17 protein-coding genes and 1 pseudogene are annotated in these 16,705 nt (G+C 70.8%); 8 read left to right on the top strand and 10 right to left on the bottom strand.

All coding sequences use genetic code 11. The annotated features are described in order from the left end of the window. Positions 1-140: 140 nt before the first annotated feature. The 4 genes from J7E93_RS26050 to J7E93_RS26035 are packed head-to-tail and all read right to left on the bottom strand — an operon-like array spanning position 141 to position 3,718. Complete coding sequence (locus tag J7E93_RS26050; RefSeq protein WP_215072386.1) at positions 141-860, bottom strand: ABC transporter permease; 720 nt, start codon at positions 858-860, stop codon at positions 141-143. 14 nt (positions 861-874) lie between these two features. Beyond that, a complete protein-coding gene (locus J7E93_RS26045) occupies positions 875-1,786 on the bottom strand; it encodes an ABC transporter ATP-binding protein (RefSeq protein WP_215072385.1) in 912 nt (303 codons plus the stop codon). Between the two features lie 49 nt (positions 1,787-1,835). After that, positions 1,836-2,753: an ABC transporter permease gene (locus J7E93_RS26040; RefSeq protein WP_215072384.1), complete on the bottom strand. Its 918-nt coding sequence runs from the start codon at positions 2,751-2,753 to the stop codon at positions 1,836-1,838. Next, positions 2,750-3,718, bottom strand: coding sequence for an ABC transporter ATP-binding protein (locus J7E93_RS26035; RefSeq protein WP_215072398.1), 969 nt, complete (start codon positions 3,716-3,718; stop codon positions 2,750-2,752). Before J7E93_RS26035 ends, J7E93_RS26040 begins: the two co-directional genes overlap by 4 nt. A 227-nt stretch (positions 3,719-3,945) precedes the next feature. On the opposite strand from J7E93_RS26035, the gene J7E93_RS26030 reads away from it, so the two are divergent. From J7E93_RS26030 to J7E93_RS26010, 5 genes and pseudogenes are all read left to right on the top strand, one after another. Next, positions 3,946-4,794: a M24 family metallopeptidase gene (locus tag J7E93_RS26030; RefSeq protein ID WP_215072383.1), complete on the top strand. Its 849-nt coding sequence runs from the start codon at positions 3,946-3,948 to the stop codon at positions 4,792-4,794. Positions 4,795-4,796: 2 nt separating this feature from the next. Further along, on the top strand, positions 4,797-6,572 hold the full coding sequence (locus J7E93_RS26025; RefSeq protein ID WP_215072397.1) for an SDR family oxidoreductase: 1,776 nt from the start codon (positions 4,797-4,799) through the stop codon (positions 6,570-6,572). Between the two features lie 95 nt (positions 6,573-6,667). Beyond that, the gene (locus J7E93_RS26020) at positions 6,668-7,624 is read left to right on the top strand and encodes a MerR family transcriptional regulator (protein WP_308368790.1); all 957 of its coding nucleotides are present in this window, start codon (positions 6,668-6,670) and stop codon (positions 7,622-7,624) included. A 153-nt stretch (positions 7,625-7,777) separates the two neighbouring features. Further along, a complete protein-coding gene (locus J7E93_RS26015) occupies positions 7,778-8,320 on the top strand; it encodes an RNA 2'-phosphotransferase (protein ID WP_215072381.1) in 543 nt (180 codons plus the stop codon). Positions 8,321-8,405: 85 nt separating this feature from the next. Next, positions 8,406-8,654, top strand: a pseudogene (locus tag J7E93_RS26010) (LLM class flavin-dependent oxidoreductase); the annotation flags it as partial. Positions 8,655-8,705: 51 nt separating this feature from the next. On the opposite strand, the gene J7E93_RS26005 reads toward J7E93_RS26010, so the two are convergent. Genes J7E93_RS26005 through J7E93_RS37400 form a run of 3 tightly spaced genes read right to left on the bottom strand, consistent with a single transcriptional unit; the run spans position 8,706 to position 10,037 of the window. Next, the gene (locus tag J7E93_RS26005) at positions 8,706-9,098 is read right to left on the bottom strand and encodes a PIN domain-containing protein (protein WP_215072379.1); all 393 of its coding nucleotides are present in this window, start codon (positions 9,096-9,098) and stop codon (positions 8,706-8,708) included. Next, on the bottom strand, positions 9,095-9,376 hold the full coding sequence (locus tag J7E93_RS26000; RefSeq protein WP_251067099.1) for a hypothetical protein: 282 nt from the start codon (positions 9,374-9,376) through the stop codon (positions 9,095-9,097). Before J7E93_RS26000 ends, J7E93_RS26005 begins: the two co-directional genes overlap by 4 nt. Before the next feature lie 49 nt (positions 9,377-9,425). Beyond that, entirely contained in the window at positions 9,426-10,037 is a 612-nt protein-coding gene (locus J7E93_RS37400) for a hypothetical protein (protein WP_251067098.1), read from the bottom strand. A 109-nt stretch (positions 10,038-10,146) separates the two neighbouring features. Here J7E93_RS37400 and J7E93_RS37395 point away from each other — a divergent pair, with 109 nt between their 5' ends. Next, complete coding sequence (locus J7E93_RS37395) at positions 10,147-10,488, top strand: hypothetical protein (protein WP_251067097.1); 342 nt, start codon at positions 10,147-10,149, stop codon at positions 10,486-10,488. A 193-nt stretch (positions 10,489-10,681) separates the two neighbouring features. On the opposite strand, the gene J7E93_RS25990 is transcribed toward J7E93_RS37395, so the two are convergent. Then, a complete protein-coding gene (locus J7E93_RS25990) occupies positions 10,682-10,993 on the bottom strand; it encodes a calcium-binding protein (RefSeq protein ID WP_215072377.1) in 312 nt (103 codons plus the stop codon). Positions 10,994-11,094: 101 nt separating this feature from the next. On the opposite strand from J7E93_RS25990, the gene J7E93_RS25985 reads away from it, so the two are divergent. Together J7E93_RS25985 and J7E93_RS25980 are read left to right on the top strand one after the other, a co-directional pair. Continuing rightward, entirely contained in the window at positions 11,095-11,988 is an 894-nt protein-coding gene (locus tag J7E93_RS25985) for an LLM class flavin-dependent oxidoreductase (RefSeq protein ID WP_215072376.1), read from the top strand. 184 nt (positions 11,989-12,172) lie between these two features. Next, positions 12,173-13,045: a Cof-type HAD-IIB family hydrolase gene (locus J7E93_RS25980; protein WP_215072375.1), complete on the top strand. Its 873-nt coding sequence runs from the start codon at positions 12,173-12,175 to the stop codon at positions 13,043-13,045. A 41-nt stretch (positions 13,046-13,086) separates the two neighbouring features. Here the strand turns inward: J7E93_RS25980 and J7E93_RS25975 are convergent, their stop codons facing one another. Both J7E93_RS25975 and cydC read right to left on the bottom strand, forming a co-directional pair. Further along, complete coding sequence (locus J7E93_RS25975) at positions 13,087-14,799, bottom strand: GAF domain-containing protein (RefSeq protein WP_215072374.1); 1,713 nt, start codon at positions 14,797-14,799, stop codon at positions 13,087-13,089. A 20-nt stretch (positions 14,800-14,819) separates the two neighbouring features. Beyond that, a partial coding sequence (cydC, locus tag J7E93_RS25970) for a thiol reductant ABC exporter subunit CydC (RefSeq protein WP_215072373.1) occupies positions 14,820-16,705 on the bottom strand: 1,886 nt, incomplete at its 5' end.

The following is a 16,705-nucleotide window of genomic DNA, read 5'->3' as shown; positions in this document are numbered from 1 at the left end:
TGGCCCCGCGGCCCGGGAGGCGTGAGACCCCCGGACCGGGAGGTCTGAGACCCCCGGGCCGGCCCGGGCCCGCGGCGGGATTCGGGCCCGGGCGGGGGTGACCCCGGCCCGGACCGGCAGGCCCCCCGCCGCCGCGGGTCCTACTCCTCGCCCGCCAGCTTCAGCGTCCGCAGCTTCTGGCCCGCGTACCAGGTCGCGAGCACCGTCACGCCGACCAGCAGCGCCACCGCCGCCGGAAGACCGACGTCCGAGGTGACCAGGCCCTCGCCGCTGACCTTCTGGGCGACCGCCAGCGCCCACTGCTGCACGCTGAGCGTCTTCGCCCCCGAGATCAGGGAGCCGAACAGGGCCTCCCACACCAGGGCGTAGACCAGCCCGATGACCACCGCATGGCGGCTGACCGTGCCGAGCAGCAGGAACAGCGCGCTGTAGGCGATGGAGGCGACCAGCGCCGCGACGGTGTACGCCACCGCCACCTGCTGGCCGTTGCCGTTGAGGATCATGCCCGCGACGAACGTGGGGACGGCCGAGAAGACCATCGTCACGGCGATCGCCACGATCAGCTTGGTGAAGATGATCGTCGGCCGCTTCACCGGCTTGGACAGCAGATAGACGATCGAACCGTCGTCGATCTCCGGGCCGATCGCGCCCGTTCCGGCGATGACACCGATCAGCGGCACCATCGTGGCGAGCGCGAACCCGCCGAGGACATCGGCCGCGACCTGGTCGTCCGCACCGTTGAAGGCCCGTACCGCGGCGGCGATCAGCAGCAGGAGAGCGGGGAGTGCGAAGAGGATCAGCGCCCGCCGGCGGCCGAGCAGGGCCCGGTAGGTGAGCCGGGCGACTGTGGGGTTGTACATCGGTCAGGCTCCTTTCAGGCCGCTACGAGGTACGAGAAGACCGATTCGAGGGACTCGTCCGAGGGCGAGACCGTCATCAGGCGGATGCCCTGCGACCGGGCGACCTGGGGCAGCAGCTCCGTGAAACGCCCGAAGTCGACCGCCTGGATGCGCAGTGCGCCCTCCGCCAGGTCGACCTCGATGCCGGCCGTGGACGGGTCGGCGATGAGCGCGGCGGCCAGGGCCCGGTCGTCGCTGGACCGTACGAGATAGCGGTGCGGCCGGTCCGTCATCAGCCGACGGATCTTGCGGAAGTCGCCGGAGGCGGCGTGCCGTCCGGCCACGATCACCTCGATGTGCGAGGCGAGCTGCTCGACCTCCTCCAGGATGTGCGAGGAGAACAGCACCGTGCGGCCCGCCGATCCCATCCGGCGCAGCAGGTCCATCAACTGCATGCGCTGGCGCGGGTCCATGCCGTTGAACGGCTCGTCGAGCAGGAGCACGGACGGGTCGTGGACGAGGGCCGAGGCCATCTTCACGCGTTGCCGCATGCCCTTGCTGTACGTGGCGATCTTGCGGTCCTGGGCGTACTCCATCTCGACCGTGGCGAGCGCGTGCTGGGCCTCCTTGGCGCCGAGCCCGTGCAGCTCGGCGTTGGCCAGGACGAATTCACGGCCGGTGAGGAAGTCGTACATCGCCTCCCGCTCGGGCACGACGCCGATCTGCCGGTAGACGGACTCGTTGCGCCAGATCGGCTGCCCGTCGAGAGTGACCGTGCCGGTGGAGGGGGCGAGGAACCCGCCCATCATGTTGATGAGGGTGGACTTCCCGGCGCCGTTGGGGCCGAGGAGGCCGGTGACACCGGGGCCGATCGTCATGGTGACGTCGTTGACGGCCACGACGTTGCCGAACCACCGCGAGGTGTGGTCGATGGAAACAATGCTCATGGGCGCAGCCCATTCTTTGGAAGGGTGGTGGTGGGCGACGGGTGGGCGGTCACAGCCCGACCTTTCGGTAGCGGCGCATCAGGACACCGTAGGAGCCGGCGATGAGCGCGAGGACGACCAGCACGTAGACCGCGCCGGCTCCGGCGCCCGGAGCGGCGGCCGCCCCGCCGGGGAAGGCGGACGGCGCCCCGAGGAAGGCGGTCTGGACGCCGTCGATGAGGGTGATCGGCGAGAACAGGCCCATCCACGGGATGGCGTCGAGATTGTCCGTGCCGAACGCGATGCCCTGCAGGGTGGAGACCGCACCGTACGAGATCACCAGCACGGCGATCACGGCGGCGACGCCGAAGCCGCGCCGGGGGGTGAGCGCGGCCATGACCAGGCCGATGCCGCCGAAGAGCAGCGACAGCAGCGCCACGGAGACGAGTCCCTGCCCGAAGAGCTTGGTCTGGTCGGCGAAGTCCAGCTTGGCGAGGAGCGAACCGATCCAGAGGATCAGCAGCGGGGCGGCGGTGAGGATGAAGAGCGCCGAGGCCATCGCGCCGTACTTGGCGAGGACGTAGTCCACGCGCTCGATCGGACGCGAGAAGTACAGCGGGACGGTCCTGAACCGGAGGTCGCGGGAGACGGACTGGGGTGCCTGGGCGGCCAGATAGATGGCGATGACGAGCTGGAGGTAGATCGCGTACTGCGTGTACTCGATCGCGAGCTTGGGCGCCTTGGTGACGACCGCGACCGCGACGATGATCAGCGCGGGAACGCACATCACCGCGAAGAGGATCATCGGCAGCACCTTGGACTTGGCGCTGCGGCCGAGTCCGTACGCGCCGCGGAGCGACTGCGAGAACAGCGCCCGGCGCGCGTACGAACGGCCGAGGCGCGGCCCGTCGTAGTTGCGGTACCCGATGTTGTGGATCCGGGTCGTCTCGGGCGTCTGCGCCTCGGGGGTATGGGCCTGGAAGCTCATCGCGCCGGCACCTCCTGCTGCTGTTCCTGAGAGCCCTCGGTGCGGAAGACCTCGGCGATGTGGTGCCTGCGCTGCTCCATGCGGACGAGACCGAGGCCGAGGTCGGCGACGGTGTCGCGGACCAGGTCGTATGTCTCCTCGCCGGCGGCCTCCACCAGCAGGATGTGGCCCGCGCCGGGGAGCCCGTCCTCGACGCCCTCGTGCAGGGTGACTCCCGCCGCGGCGAGCGACGCGCGCAGCGCCGCCGTGCCGTCGGGGTGGGTGTCGGAGTCGGTGACCTCGACCGCGAGGGTCGTGGTGGTCTGGGTGAAGTCGCTGGTGGAGCTGGAGCGCAGCAGCCGCCCGCCGTCGATGACGACGACGTGGTCGCAGGTGCGCTCCAGCTCGCCGAGGAGGTGGGAGGTCACCAGGACCGAGATGCCGAACTCGGTCCAGACCCGGCGGATCAGGCCGAGCATCTCGTCACGGCCGACCGGGTCGAGGCCGTTCGTCGGCTCGTCGAGAAGGACCAGCTGCGGGTCGTGGACCAGCGCCTGGGCCAGCTTCACCCGCTGCTTCATGCCGGTGGAGTAGCCGCCGATGGGGCGGTACCGCTCCTCGTACAGACCGACGTGGCGCAGGGTGTCGGCCGTCCGCTCGCGGGCGGCGGTGGCGGGCAGGCCCGACATCCGTGCCATGTGGACGACGAACTCGGTCGCCGACACGTCCGGCGGGAGGCAGTCGTGCTCGGGCATGTATCCGACCCGCTCACGGATCTGGGCGCCGGACGTGGCGACGTCCAGGCCGAGCACTTCGGCGCGGCCCTCCGTGGCGGGGGACAGACCGAGCAATATTTTGATCATCGTGGACTTACCGGCTCCGTTGGCACCCACCAGTCCGGTCACACCGGGCCCGATGTCCAGGGAGAGCCGGTCGAGAGCGGTCACCCGGGGGAACCGCTTGCTGAGGCTTTCGGTGGCGATCACAGTCACGGTTCGACCGTAGTGGCGCAGACCACAGCAGTCGTCAGCCCAACGGCTCGATCCGTATCCGACTCCAGGCGTACGAACCCGTAGGGGAGTCGAGACCAAAGTCGTTTTCCACAGGCTCACGCACGCCCCTTGACGTAGCCGCCGAGCATTGTCACATTCATCAGTGTCAAGTTACGGACACGTAGCGCACGCAGACGCTCACATCGGACGGGCGGGGTGGCATGGCCTCAGCAGTGAGAAGCGAACCGGCCGCGGAGCTGCGGGGGTTCAGGGAAGTGCAGCGCCTCGCCTACGAGTGCGCGGAGGCGGTCGCGGCGCAGCTCAAGCCGGGCGTGACCGAGCGCGAGGCCGCGAAGATGCAGCGGGACTGGCTGTACGAGCGGGGGGTGCGGGACTGGTTCCACCGGCCCTTCGCCTGGTTCGGCGACCGCACGGCGTTCGTGGACTTCAAGATCCCGCTGCAGTTCTTCCCCACGAACCGGCGGCTGGAGGCGGGGATGCCGTTCATCCTCGACATGGCCCCGGTGTACAAGGGCTACACCTCGGACATCGGCTACTCCGGCTGTCTGGGCCTCAACCCCCTGCACGACAAGCTGCTCGCCGATCTGAAGGCGCACCGCGAGCTGATCCTGGACCAGGTGCGCGAACGCCGTTCGCTGCGGGAGATCTACGAGAACGTGGACCGGCTCATGGTCCGCCAGGGGTACGCCAACCGGCACCGCGCCTACCCCTTCGGCGTGATCGCCCACAAGATCGACCGGGTGAAGGAGCGGCGCTGGTCGCCCACGCTCTTCGGCTTCGGCACCCAGTCGCTGAAGGGGCTGGCGAGCGACGCCGTGCACGGTCACCGCGAAGGCTGGTCGCCGCTCTGGTCGCCGTACACATTCTCCGACCATCCGCCGCGTCCGGGGCTGTGGGCGGTCGAGCCGCATCTCGGGTTCCGGGGTACGGGCGCGAAGTTCGAGGAGATCCTGGTCGTCACCGACTCGACGGATCCCGAACAGAGCGCGTTCTGGCTGGACGACGATCTGCCGCACGTGCGGCGCTGGGCTGAGGAAGGGGCGGCGTGAACGTGAGTCTCGAGGGGGCGCGGGAGCGCTGGGTCCGTACGGGGGGAATCGAGCTGTGCGTCGCCGAGCTGGGTGACGAGAGCCGGCCGACCGTCCTGCTCGTGCACGGCTACCCCGACTCCAAGGAGGTCTGGTCGGAGGTCGCGCACCGGCTCGCCGAGCGGTTCCACGTGGTGCTGTACGACGTCCGGGGCCACGGCCGCTCCACGGCACCGACGCCGCTGCGCGGCGGGTTCACCCTGGAGAAGCTGACGGACGACTTCCTGGCGGTGGCCGACGCGGTCTCTCCCGACCGGCCCGTCCACCTGGTCGGGCACGACTGGGGTTCGGTGCAGTCGTGGGAGTTCGTGACCGTCCCGCGCACGGAGGGCCGGATCGCCTCCTTCACCTCGATGTCCGGCCCGTCCCTCGACCACTTCGGGCACTGGATCAAGCAGCGCATGGCCCGCCCGACCCCGCGCCGGGTCGGCCAGCTCCTCGGCCAGGGCGCCAAGTCCTGGTACGTGTACATGCTGCACACGCCCGTGCTGCCCGAGCTCGCCTGGCGCGGCCCCCTCGGCAAGCGGTGGCCGAAGATCCTCCAGCGGGTCGAGAAGGTCCCGGCGGGCGACTATCCGACACCCTCCCTGCCCAGCGACGCGGCGCACGGCGCCTGGCTCTACCGGGACAACGTCCGCGCCCGGCTCACCCGCCCCCGCGCCGACGCGTACGCGCACGCACCGGTGCAGCTGATCACACCGACCGGCGACATCTTCCTCTCCGAGCGGCTCTACGACGACCTCGCCACCTGGGTACGCGATCTCACCCGCCGCTCCCTGCCGGCCAAGCACTGGGTGCCGCGCACCCGGCCCGAGCAACTGGCCGCCTGGATCGGCACGTTCGTGGAGGCGAACGAGGAGCCGTCCACGAAGGCGCCGAGGGCGGCGGCCCGGAGCGGGGTCAGGCCGGAGTACGCGGAGCGGTTCGGCGGCCAGCTGGTTCTGGTGACCGGCGCGGCCAGCGGCATAGGCCGGGCCACCGCCTTCGCGTTCGCCGAGGCGGGCGCGCGGATCGTCGCGGTCGACCGGGACGGCGAGGGCGCGGCTCGGACGGCGGAGATGTCCCGGCTCATCGGCGCCCCCGAGGCCTGGGGGGAGACCGTCGACGTCAGCGACGAGCAGGCCATGGAGAAGCTCGCGGCGAAGGTGGCGAGCGACTACGGAATCGTCGACGTCCTGGTCAACAACGCGGGCATCGGCCTGACGGGCTCGTTCTTCGAGACGACCGCCGAGGAGTGGAAGAAGGTCCTCGACGTCAATCTGTGGGGTGTCATCCACGGCTGCCGGATCTTCGGCGGTCAGATGGCCGAGCGCGGTCAGGGCGGCCACATCGTCAACACCGCCTCGGCGGCCGCCTTTCAGCCCTCCCGCGCTCTGCCGGCGTACAGCACGTCCAAGGCGGCCGTGCTGATGCTGAGCGAGTGCCTGCGCGCCGAACTGGCCGGTCAGGGCATCGGTGTCTCGGCGATCTGCCCCGGCATCGTGAACACCAACATCACCGCGACGGCTCGGTTCGCCGGCGCCGGCGAGGAGGAAGAGAAGCGACGGCAGAAGGAGGCCTCTCGCCTCTACGGACTGCGAAACTACCCGCCGGAGAAGGTCGCGGACGCGATCCTGCGCGCGGTGGTGCGCAACCAGGCCGTCGTCCCGGTTACCCCCGAGGCGCGTGGAGCCCACTTCATGTCCCGTTTCGCCCCCAGGGCGCTGCGCGTCCTGGCCCGGTGGGAGCCGCCGACGTAGAAGAACCGTCCGATCGAGGGCGGGCATGAGGCGTCTCGTATCCGATCCGGCACTATCGGAGGTTGAGGCAGGCGGAGCAAGCGGTGGGAGCGGTTGTGTCGGAGCAGTCAGCGCAGTCGGCCGGGGGCGGACAGCCGCCGTCCCCGGCGGAGTACCGGATCGAGGATCTGGCCCACCACAGCGGTGCCACGGTCCGGACGATCCGCGCCTACCAGGATCGCGGCCTGCTGCCGCGCCCGGAGCGCCGCGGCAGATCCAATGTGTACGGAGACACGCATCTGGCGCGGCTGCGGCAGATCGCGGATCTGCTGGACCGCGGCTACACCCTGGCCTCCATCAAGGAACTGCTGGAGGCCTGGGACGCGGGGCGCGGGCTCGGCGGTGTGCTGGGTCTGGTCGCCGAGGTCGACGGCCCATGGACGGACGAGGAGGCCGACCGGATCTCGCGAGAAGAGCTGGACGCCACGTTCGGCGGCAAGCCGGACGAGGAGGCGATCCGCGAGGCGATCGAGCTGGGTGTGCTGGAACCGATCGCGGACCGGGAGGACGAGTTCCTCGTACCGAGCCCCCAAGAGCTTGCGGTGGCAGCCGAGTTGTACGCAGCCGGCGTACCGCTCTCCGCAATCTCCGGACATCTTCGGGAGCTTCGGGGCCAGGTCGAGCACATCGCCTCCCGCTTCCTGGAGTTCACCACCGAGCATGTCTTCGCCCGCTATCTGGAGCACCGCCCGCCGACGGACGCCGACGCGGCCGCCGCGGCGACGATGGTGCGCAGACTGAGACCCCTGGCACAGCAGACCGTGGACGCGGAACTGGCCAGGGCGATGCGGCTGTTCGCCACCCGCCATCTGCAGCACCACCTGTCCGCCGATCCTGTGCCCGTCCGGGACGACGAGCCGCGACCGGTCACCCTTCCCTCGGGGACGATCCGGGCCGTTCAGCAGCTCGTTGGCGCGGAGAACGTGGCCGCGTTCATCACCGCGGCCGCCGAACGCGAGGTACAGACACGAACATTGGATGCTCTTACGGCAAGTGCGGACGAAGTCCGCTAGGTTGGCCAAATGACCTTATGTTGGGCCGACGTTGTCCACAGATGCTTCAATTCCCTTGTGGATAACTCCACTTGGCTGTGGATCAAACATGTGCGCTTCAATTGAATGGTCCGTCGATCCGAGCTCCGGCATTCTGACGCCATGAATCGACCCATGGACGACAGACGCACCGTGAAGGTGTCGAAGTACCTCTCGAAGCATCTGCGGCATCAGCCCGAGCGGATCGGTCTCGTCCTCGACGCGAACGGCTGGACCGAGATCGACACGCTCCTGCGTGCGACGGCCGAGCACGGCTTCCCGATCACCCGCGAAGAGCTCGACCATGTCGTCGCCACCAACGACAAGAAGCGCTTCGCGATCGAGGGAACGCGGATCCGCGCCAGCCAGGGCCACACCGTCGACGTCGACCTGGACCTGCCGGCCGCCGAGCCGCCCGCGTACCTCTACCACGGTACGGTCGCCGCCCGCCTGGACGCGATCCGGGCCGAGGGCCTCCGACCGATGGCCCGCCACCACGTCCATCTCTCCCCCGACCGGGAGACCGCCACCCGCGTCGGAGCGCGGCGGGGACGTCCCGTGGTCCTCAGCGTGGACGCCGGCGCGATGTACCGCGCCGGCCATCTCTTCCACGTCAGCGCCAACGGTGTCTGGCTGACGGACGCGGTCCCTCCGGAGTTCCTCCGCTTCCCCGGCTGAACCCCGCTCCCCGACGCACGGAGCGATTGCGCCCGGAGGATCGGTACGGGACGAGGATCGGCTCGACGGTCGTACGCTCGTGGGCATGACTCTCCGCCTGAGCACCGTGATCCTGCCCGTCCACCGCTGGCACGAGGGCGGCCGCGACCGCTGGCAGCGCGCCGAGGAGCTGGGCTTCCACGCCGCGTACACCTATGACCACCTGTCGTGGCGGTCGTTCCGGGACGGGCTGTGGTTCGGTGCGATCCCCACGCTCACCGCCGCCGCGACGGCCACTGAGCGGCTGCGCCTGGGCACCCTGGTGACGTCAGTCAAGCCTCGTTCGCCCATCACGCGCTGACCTGCGGAAACGCGGCAAGGGTGCAGGAAGGGGCGGGGTGGGCGCTCAGATCGACTCGACGGCGATCCGAGGGTGGCACAGCCGGCGCAGGTCATCCGTGTCGCTCGTGATGACAGTGACGTCGCCGTGCTCCACGTGAGCTGTGGCCGCGAGCATCGCATCGATGGCGTACTTGTGACCGTGCAGGTTTTCGGCGGCGAGCAGTCTGCTCGCCGCACGTGCGATCTCCTCCGTGACGGGGCGCACCTTGGCCAGGGAAACGGCATGGTCGAACGCCGCCTGCGGCACCTTCGGGTCGTGCGCCTCCACCAGCGTGGCGGCGCTTGTCACGACGAGCAGGTCCAGTCTGCGGGCGACGTCCAGCCATACGGTCATGTAGCGGTGCCGACGGGAGAGCTTGGAGAGGGCCTCGCTGTCGAGAACGAGAGTCCCGCTCATGCGGCGTCCGCTGGAGCGGAGTCGCCTCGATGGGCAGCGTGGTGGGCGCGGATGCGCTCGGCCTTGTCCGACACCTCGGCAGGGTCGACAGGGCCGTGCTCCGCTTCAGCGGCGGCGATGTACTCGTCGATGGCCTCGCGCTGGAGCTGCCGCTGTACGGCCTCCTCGATATAAGAGGAGACGCCTTGCTTGCCGGCGCGTGCACGGATCGCCTCCAGGGTCTCGGCGCGCAGAGAGACGCTGGTGACTCGGGTCTTGCCTGGGCGGGGCGTGTCCATGGGGAAAGTGTAGTACATGGCCTATTAACTCGCTGGCACTCCGCGGCGACTACCGACGGCCGGCGGCGAGCCTGCTGAGGCGGTTGCCGATGACGGAGACGCCCGGACGGAGCTCGTTGTCGTAGTACCAGGGCTTCCGTCGGCGCAGCAGCGTCTCACCGTGCTCGCTCCAGGTGAATCCGGGTTTCCGCAGGAGCTTCCGGAACACCTCGTCAGCGGTCTCCGGGTGGGCGGTGGCCAGCCGGTGGATCGGTAGCGGCGCGATCGACTCCTCGCGCAGGTACGTGCGCAGCAGGTCCTGGTGCTGCCTGCGGCCCGCGAGGGTGGGGTCCGCGAAGAGGTCCCGCAGTATCCCGTAGTCCGCGTAGAAGTTGAGCCCGTCGACCTGGTCGTAGATGACACCAATGGTGTCCGAGTACGCGAGCTCTCGCGGCAGTGCGAAGAAGGGCAGGTCCAGGCCGGGAAGCCGTCTGCCCCGGGCACGGCCCGGCCGTCCGGCGACGGCGGCCTCCTGGCGGTGGCGGTAGTAGGCGTTGAGGAGGTCCTCGGCTTCGGCAGGCGGAAGGACCAGTTCGTCGCTGCCGCAGAACCATGAAAGCGGCCCGGTCCTCCCGCATCCGCTGCCATCCCTGCTCGATCTTCTCGGGGTTGCGGAAGACAAGCTCGGGCCGGGTGGTGGCCAGTTCGAGCGCAGCCTGGGCGATCTCGGTGGCGCTGGACCTGGGGTAGCTCGACATCGCTCCGGACACCAGCCACGTCCCGTCGGCCGAGTGGACGGGCACCAGGCAGGTGTGAAGGAATCCCCCTTTGGACACTCCGCGGAATACCGCCCGCCCGACATTCGAGTACGTGCGGTACTCCAGGTCGTCGACAAGGTTCAGCAGGACGACGGCATCCCCGTCCTTGCGCTGGATCTCGAAGATGCCCTCGACCGGGTCACGCCAGCCGAGCAGCATCTCCCGGTCGGCCGCGGTCAAGTCCTTCCGCACGGCGACGAACCTGTCCACCACGGTCGAACCGTCCGGCAGGCGGTACCGCAGGATGAATTGGTCGGTGATCCGGATCGCCTCGCCCTCGTCCAACTGCCGCTCAGGCCCTGCGGCCTCCAGTAGGAGGGACGTCAACCACCGGTCGAAGGGAGCGCTCTGCGCGAAGGCGACCAGCTGCCCTTTCAACTCGGCACTGCGCTCGATGAGGTCGGCCAGCGAGGGCCCTACGGCGCCCTGATGCGTGCCCTGTTCGGCGTCAGTCACGTTCAGCCTCTCCATACAAGCCGGTTCCGTGTGAACTGTGAGGCGCCCGGCCTCAACCGGCCCAGTGACGGTACGCCTCGATCCACTCCGCGCCCTCAGGCGCCGGGCTGGGCAACGGCAGTTCCAGGATTCCGATCGACTGCCGCATACCGCCGCGAGAGCACAAGGCGACGATCCTTCCGTCGGGCATGAGGTCGACGCCGTGCACAGTTACCTCGACGCCGAGAACCTCTGTGGTGAAGGGTAGGTCGAGGTACTCCTCAAGCATGGTGAACAGACCGGTCAGCTGCTCATCCTCGTTGTAGGCATCGACAGTCGCCTCGTCGATCATGGCTTCGAGTTCGGCCTTACCCAGCGTGCCCATGGGGCCACGGTAGCGGCCTCCATCGCGACGCCGACCTGACTTCCTGAACCTGCTGCGCCGGCACATCCGTGGCAGAGGGAAGCCCGCGTATCGTCTGGGGCATGCGTCTGAGCACGGTGATCCTCCCCATCCACCGATGGGGCGAAGGACAGAAGATCTGGCGGCGGGCCGAAGAACTCGGGTTCCACGCCGCTTACACCTATGACCACCTGTCGTGGCGGTCGTTCCGGGACGGGCTGTGGTTCGGTGCGATCCCCACGCTCACCGCCGCCGCGACGGCCACCGAGCGGCTGCGCCTGGGCACCCTGGTGACGTCCCCGAACTTCCGCCACCCCGTCACGCTCGCCAAGGAGCTCATCTCCCTCGACGACATCTCGGGCGGCCGCCTCACCCTCGGCATCGGCGCCGGCGGCAACGGTTTCGACGCCACCGTGCTCGGACAGGAGGCATGGACACCGCGCGAGCGGGCGGACCGGTTCGGCGAGTTCCTTCCCCTCCTCGACCGCCTCCTCACCGAGGACGCGGTCACCCAGCAGGGCACCCACTACTCCGCCCAAGAGGCCCGGAACATCCCCGGCTGCGTCCAGCGCCCCCGGCTGCCGTTCGCGGTCGCCGCGACCGGCCCGCGTGGACTGAAGCTGGCCGCCCGCCACGGTCAGGCATGGGTGACGACGGGCGACCCGAAGCTCTTCGAGGAGGGCACCTCCGAGCAGTCCGTCGAGGCCATCGGGGGCCAGATCGAGAAGCTCGGCAAGGCGTGCGCGGAGATCGGCCGGGACATGGCCGAACTGGACAAGATCCTGCTCACCGGCTTCACCCCGGACCGCGGCCGCCCACTGGAGTCCCTCGACGCGTTCGTCGACTTCGCCGGCCGCCACCGGGAGTTGGGTATCACCGAGATCGTGATCCACTGGCCGATCAGCGACTCGGACTTCGCCGCCGACCAGGCCGTCTTCGAGAAGATCGCCACCGAGGCGGTGGCTCAGCTCGCCTGAGACCGCCCCCTGACGACCACGGACGGTAGACGGTCGACGACCGACGGTCGGCGCAAGGCTCGGCACGGACGGTCGGCTCAAAGCTCGGCTCGGCGGGCGGCTCGATGGCGGTCGACGGGCGGCCGGGGGCCTCAGATGTGCGACCCCGCGCACGCCCGTGCAGCTTGTGCGGAAGAATGGATCGGTGACCTCACCCCACTCCGTGCGCCCTGCCGCCCCGGCCCCCCGGCTGATCGCCACCGATCTCGACGGCACCTTGCTGCGCGACGACAAGTCCGTCTCGGACCGCACGGTCGCGGCGCTCGCCGCCGCGGAGCGGGCCGGTGTCGAGGTCTTCTTCGTCACCGGCCGCCCGGCCCGCTGGATGGACGTGGTCGCCGACCACGTCCACGGCCACGGCCTGGCGATCTGCGCCAACGGTGCGGCAGTGGTGGACCTGCACGCAGGCGGAACGTTCCTTGAGGTGCGCCCGCTGGAACGATCCGTCGCCCTCGACGTCGTAACGACGCTGCGTGCGGCCGCCCCGGGCACCTCCTTCGCGGTCGAGCTCACCACCGGCATCCACTACGAGCCGGAGTACCCGCCCTTCTTCCTCGACCCCGGCGCGACCGTCGCCACGGCCGAGAAACTCCTCTTCGAGGAGGAGCCGGGTGCCGCCGCCCCCGTACTCAAGCTGCTCGCCCAGCACCAGGAGCTCGACCCCGACGCCTTCCTGGCCACGGCCCGCACGGCCGCCGGCTCACTGGCGTCGTTCACCCGCTCCAGCCCCACCGCGCTGCTGGAGATCAGCAGCCTCGGCGTCTCCAAGGCCTCCACCCTCGCCCTCTGCTGTGCCGAACGCGGCATCTCCGCGGACGAGGTCGTCGCCTTCGGCGACATGCCCAACGACATCGAGATGCTCACCTGGGCCGGTCGCTCGTACGCGATGGGCAACGCCCACCCCGACGTGATCTCCGCCGCCTCGGGCCGTACGGTCGCGAACAACGAAGACGGAGTCGCCGTCGTCATCGAGCAGATCCTCGAAGAGGTCGCGGGGGCCGCGGGACCGCGCCTCTAGACGCCGCCCGACGGCGGGGCTACGGCGGGGCTACGGCGGGGCTACAGCGGGGCCTCCCACACCACCGTCGTCCCTCTGCCGCCCTCGCCGATGCCCGGGCCGCACCAGCTCGCCCCGCCCAGCGACTCCGCCCGCCGTGCCAGGTTGCGCAATCCGCTGCGCCGGCCGCCCTCCGGGATGCCGACGCCGTCGTCGGCGACCGAGAGCCGGACCCCGGCGGTGCCGTCCGGAAGCTCGGCCCCGGCATCGACGACGACCTCGATCCGGGTCGCCTCCGCATGCCGGAAGGCGTTGGACAGCGTCTCGCGCAGGGCGGCGATGAGGTTCTTGCCGGTGAGGTCGCCGACCGTCGAGTCGATCGCGCCGAGGAAGCGGTGCGCGGGCTTGAAGCCGAGCGGCACCGCCGCCATGTTGATCTCCCGCAGGATGCGGGTGCGCAGCCCGGACGGTGCCTCGGCCGGTCCCTGCTGGAGCGCGAAGATGGCGGTACGGATCTCCTGGATGGTCACGTCCAGTTCGTCCACCGCCTTGCCGACGCCCTCGCGTACGGCCGGCACGACCGACCTGCGCTGGGCGCTCTCCAGCATCATCCCGGTGGCGAACAGGCGCTGGATGACGAGGTCGTGCAGGTCGCGGGCGATCCGGTCGCGGTCCTCGTAGACGGCGAGCCGCTCCCGGTCGCGCTGCGCGTCGGCCATCATCAGCGCGAGCGCGGCCTGGGAGGCGAACTGGGTGGCGAGAGTCCGTTCGGTCTCGGTGAACGGCCGCGCGCCCCGCGCGCGGGGGGTGGCGAGCGCACCGAGCACCTTCCCTCCGCTCTGCAGCGGCAGCAGCATGCTGGGCCCGTACTGCGCCGCGAGCCGGCTGAACATGCGCGGATCGCTGGAGGCGTCCTCCATGAACACCGCCTCGCCTTCGAGCAGCCGCGCCACCACGGTGCTCTCCGAGGGGATCACCACGCCGAGCGACTTGGTCGCCCGTTCCGAGGCGACGGCGACGATCTCCAGCCCTCCGTCCTCGGCGGGCAGCAGGACGATGCCGGCGGCCGCGTCGGCGAGCCTGCGGGCCTGCTCGGCGACCACCGTGAGCGCTTCGTCCGCGTCGCCCCCGGAGAGCAGGGCCGTGGTCACCGCGACGGAGCCGTCGATCCAGCGCTCGCGTCGGCGGGCCGCCTCGTAGAGGCGGGCGTTCCCGATGGCGATCCCCGCCTCGGTGGCGAGGACCCGCACCATGTGGACGTCGTAGTCGTCGAACGCGCCGCCGCTCTTCTTCTCCGCGAGGTAGAGGTTGCCGAAGATCTCCCCCTGGACCCGGATGGGCACGCCGAGGAAACTCCGCATCGGAGGGTGCCCCGCGGGAAAGCCGGCGGCGCGCGGGTCGGCGGACAGATCGGCGAGCCGGATCGTCGCGGGGTCGCGGATCAGCGCGCCGAGCAGCCCCGAACGCCCGTCGGGGCGCCGGCCGATCCGGCGGGCCACGTCGTCGCCGACGCCGTGGGTGACGAAGTCGGAGAGCCCGTCGCCCTCCTCGTCGACGACGCCGAGGGCGGCGTAGCGGGCGTCGGCGAGTTCGGCCGCGGTCTCACAGATGCGGTCGAGGGTGGCGTGCAGTTCGAGCCCCGTGCCGACCGAACGCATGGCCTCCAGGAGTTGTGGCACTCGCGCGGTGAGTTCGGTGGCCAGGCCCTGGAGGCTGCGCGTGGCCCGGGTCGCGGCTTCGAGCGGGTCCGGGACGTCGGGCACGGCGGCGGTCATGGAATTGAGCCTAGTAAGTCCTATTTGGCGAGAAAAGTCGGGTGCGTATGGATGGCCCCGCCGGGAGCGAGCAGCAGGTCGCTCTCCTGCTCCCGCCGCAGCATCCGGCGCAGCGGTCCTGCTGCCTCCGCCAGCTCCGCGTACGGTCCGCGCTGCACGATCCGGCCGTCGTCCAGGACCACCACCTCGTCGACGGCGTCGAGGCCGCGCAGACGGTGAGTGATCAGGACGGTGGTGCGGCCCTCGGTGGCCCGCAGCAGATCGTCGGTGAGCGCGTCCGCCGTGGCCAGGTCGAGGTGTTCGGCCGGCTCGTCCAGGACGAGAACGGGGAAGTCGGCGAGCAGCGCCCGGGCGAGGGCGAGGCGCTGACGCTGGCCTCCCGAGAGCCGCGACCCGTGCTCGCCCACGAGGGTGTCCAGGCCGTCCGGCAGGCTCTCCACCCAGTCGAGGAGACGGGCCCGGCCGAGCGCCGCTCTCAGGTCGTCGTCGCTCGCGCCGGTCCGGGCCAGCCGCAGGTTCTCGCGGAGCGTGCTGTCGAACGTGTGCGCGTCCTGGGCGCAGAGCCCGACGAAGCGGCGGACGTCGTCGCCGTCGAGCGCCGCCGCGTCCGCCCCGCCGAGAAGGTACGAGCCGGCGTCGGCGTCCAGGAATCGGAGCAGCACCTGGGCGAGCGTGGTCTTCCCCGATCCGGAGGCGCCCACGACGGCGACCCGCCGTCCGGCCTCCAGGGTCAGCGCGAAGCCGCTGAGCGCGTCCCGCTCCTGCCCGGCGTGGCGGGCGGAGAGGCCGACGACCTCCAGCGGGAACGGGTTTTGCGGAGGTACGGCGGGGTGCTCCGGCTCGTGTACGGGCACGGGGGCGTCGAGCACCTCGTGCACCCGCTCGGCACTGCGCTTGACGCGCTGGCGGTACTGGACGGCCAGCGGCAGACCGGTGACAGCCTCGAAGGCGGCGAGCGGGGTGAGGACGACGACGGCGAGCGCCACCCCGTCGAGCCGCCCGTCGCGGACGGCCTGGACGCCGATGAGCGCCGCGGCGGCGACCGTCAGCCCGCAGGCGAGTGCCGAGAGCCCGGCCCCCAGCGCGGTGGCGGCCGCCTGCCGGGAGGCAATGGAGGTGAGCGACCGGTCGGCGGCCCTGGCTCGCTCGATACGGTCCCTCAGCGCCCCCGCCACCGTCAGTTCGGCGCAGCCGCGCAGCAGATCGACGACCGTGGTGGCGAGCGCGCCACGGGCCGGTGCGAGCCGGCGCTCGGCCCGGCGGGCGATGGCCCCGCTCACCAGCGGTACGGCCACCCCGGCGGCGAGCAGGCCCAGGGCGAGCACCGCCCCGGCCTCGGGCAGCAGCCAGGCCGTGAACCCGACCGAGCCCGCCCCCACCAGGAGCGCGGCGCCCGCGGGGAGCAGCCAGCGCAGCCAGTAGTCCTGCAGGGCGTCGACGTCCTGGACGAGCCGGGAGAGCAGGTCGCCGCGGCGGGTGCGGCGCAGCCCGGCGGGGGCGATGCGCTCCAGCCGCCGGTAGACGGAGACCCGGAGCTCCGCGAGCATGCGCAGCACGGCGTCGTGGGACACGATCCGCTCGGCGTACCGGAACACGGCACGGCCGATGCCGAACGCCCGCGTGGCGGTGACGGCCACCATCAGATACAGCACGGGGGGCTGCTCGGAGGCCCGCGAGATGAGCCATCCGGACACCGCCATGAGCCCGACGGCGGACCCCAGGGCCAGGCTCCCGAGCAGCAGGGCGAGTCCCATCCGCCCCTTGAGCTCCCCCGCCATCGCGCGGACGCGCCGGAGGACCGACCGCCCGCCGCCGCTCACCGCTTCGCCCGGCTCCACCGCGGCCGCACCGGAGGCCGGCAGCGTGGCGGAGGCCGGCAGCGTGGCGGGGGCCGGCAGCGTGGCGG

Origin of the sequence: Streptomyces sp. ISL-36, assembly GCF_018614205.1 — a bacterium.
Lineage (GTDB): Bacteria > Actinomycetota > Actinomycetes > Streptomycetales > Streptomycetaceae > Streptomyces.
This window is presented reverse-complemented; position numbering and strand designations above follow the sequence as displayed.

Bases quoted from the DNA above. Each gene is read 5' to 3' on its own strand.
- J7E93_RS26000 (WP_251067099.1), bottom strand. From the start codon at position 9,376: ATGGACACGCCCCGCCCAGGCAAGACCCGAGTCACCAGCGTCTCTCTG.
- J7E93_RS26005 (WP_215072379.1), bottom strand. From the start codon at position 9,098: ATGAGCGGGACTCTCGTTCTCGACAGCGAGGCCCTCTCCAAGCTCTCC.
- J7E93_RS26050 (WP_215072386.1), bottom strand. From the start codon at position 860: ATGTACAACCCCACAGTCGCCCGGCTCACCTACCGGGCCCTGCTCGGC.
- J7E93_RS25990 (WP_215072377.1), bottom strand. From the start codon at position 10,993: ATGGGCACGCTGGGTAAGGCCGAACTCGAAGCCATGATCGACGAGGCG.
- J7E93_RS26040 (WP_215072384.1), bottom strand. From the start codon at position 2,753: ATGAGCTTCCAGGCCCATACCCCCGAGGCGCAGACGCCCGAGACGACC.
- J7E93_RS26045 (WP_215072385.1), bottom strand. From the start codon at position 1,786: ATGAGCATTGTTTCCATCGACCACACCTCGCGGTGGTTCGGCAACGTC.
- J7E93_RS26030 (WP_215072383.1), top strand. From the start codon at position 3,946: ATGGCCTCAGCAGTGAGAAGCGAACCGGCCGCGGAGCTGCGGGGGTTC.
- J7E93_RS25975 (WP_215072374.1), bottom strand. From the start codon at position 14,799: ATGACCGCCGCCGTGCCCGACGTCCCGGACCCGCTCGAAGCCGCGACC.
- J7E93_RS26015 (WP_215072381.1), top strand. From the start codon at position 7,778: ATGGACGACAGACGCACCGTGAAGGTGTCGAAGTACCTCTCGAAGCAT.
- J7E93_RS25985 (WP_215072376.1), top strand. From the start codon at position 11,095: ATGCGTCTGAGCACGGTGATCCTCCCCATCCACCGATGGGGCGAAGGA.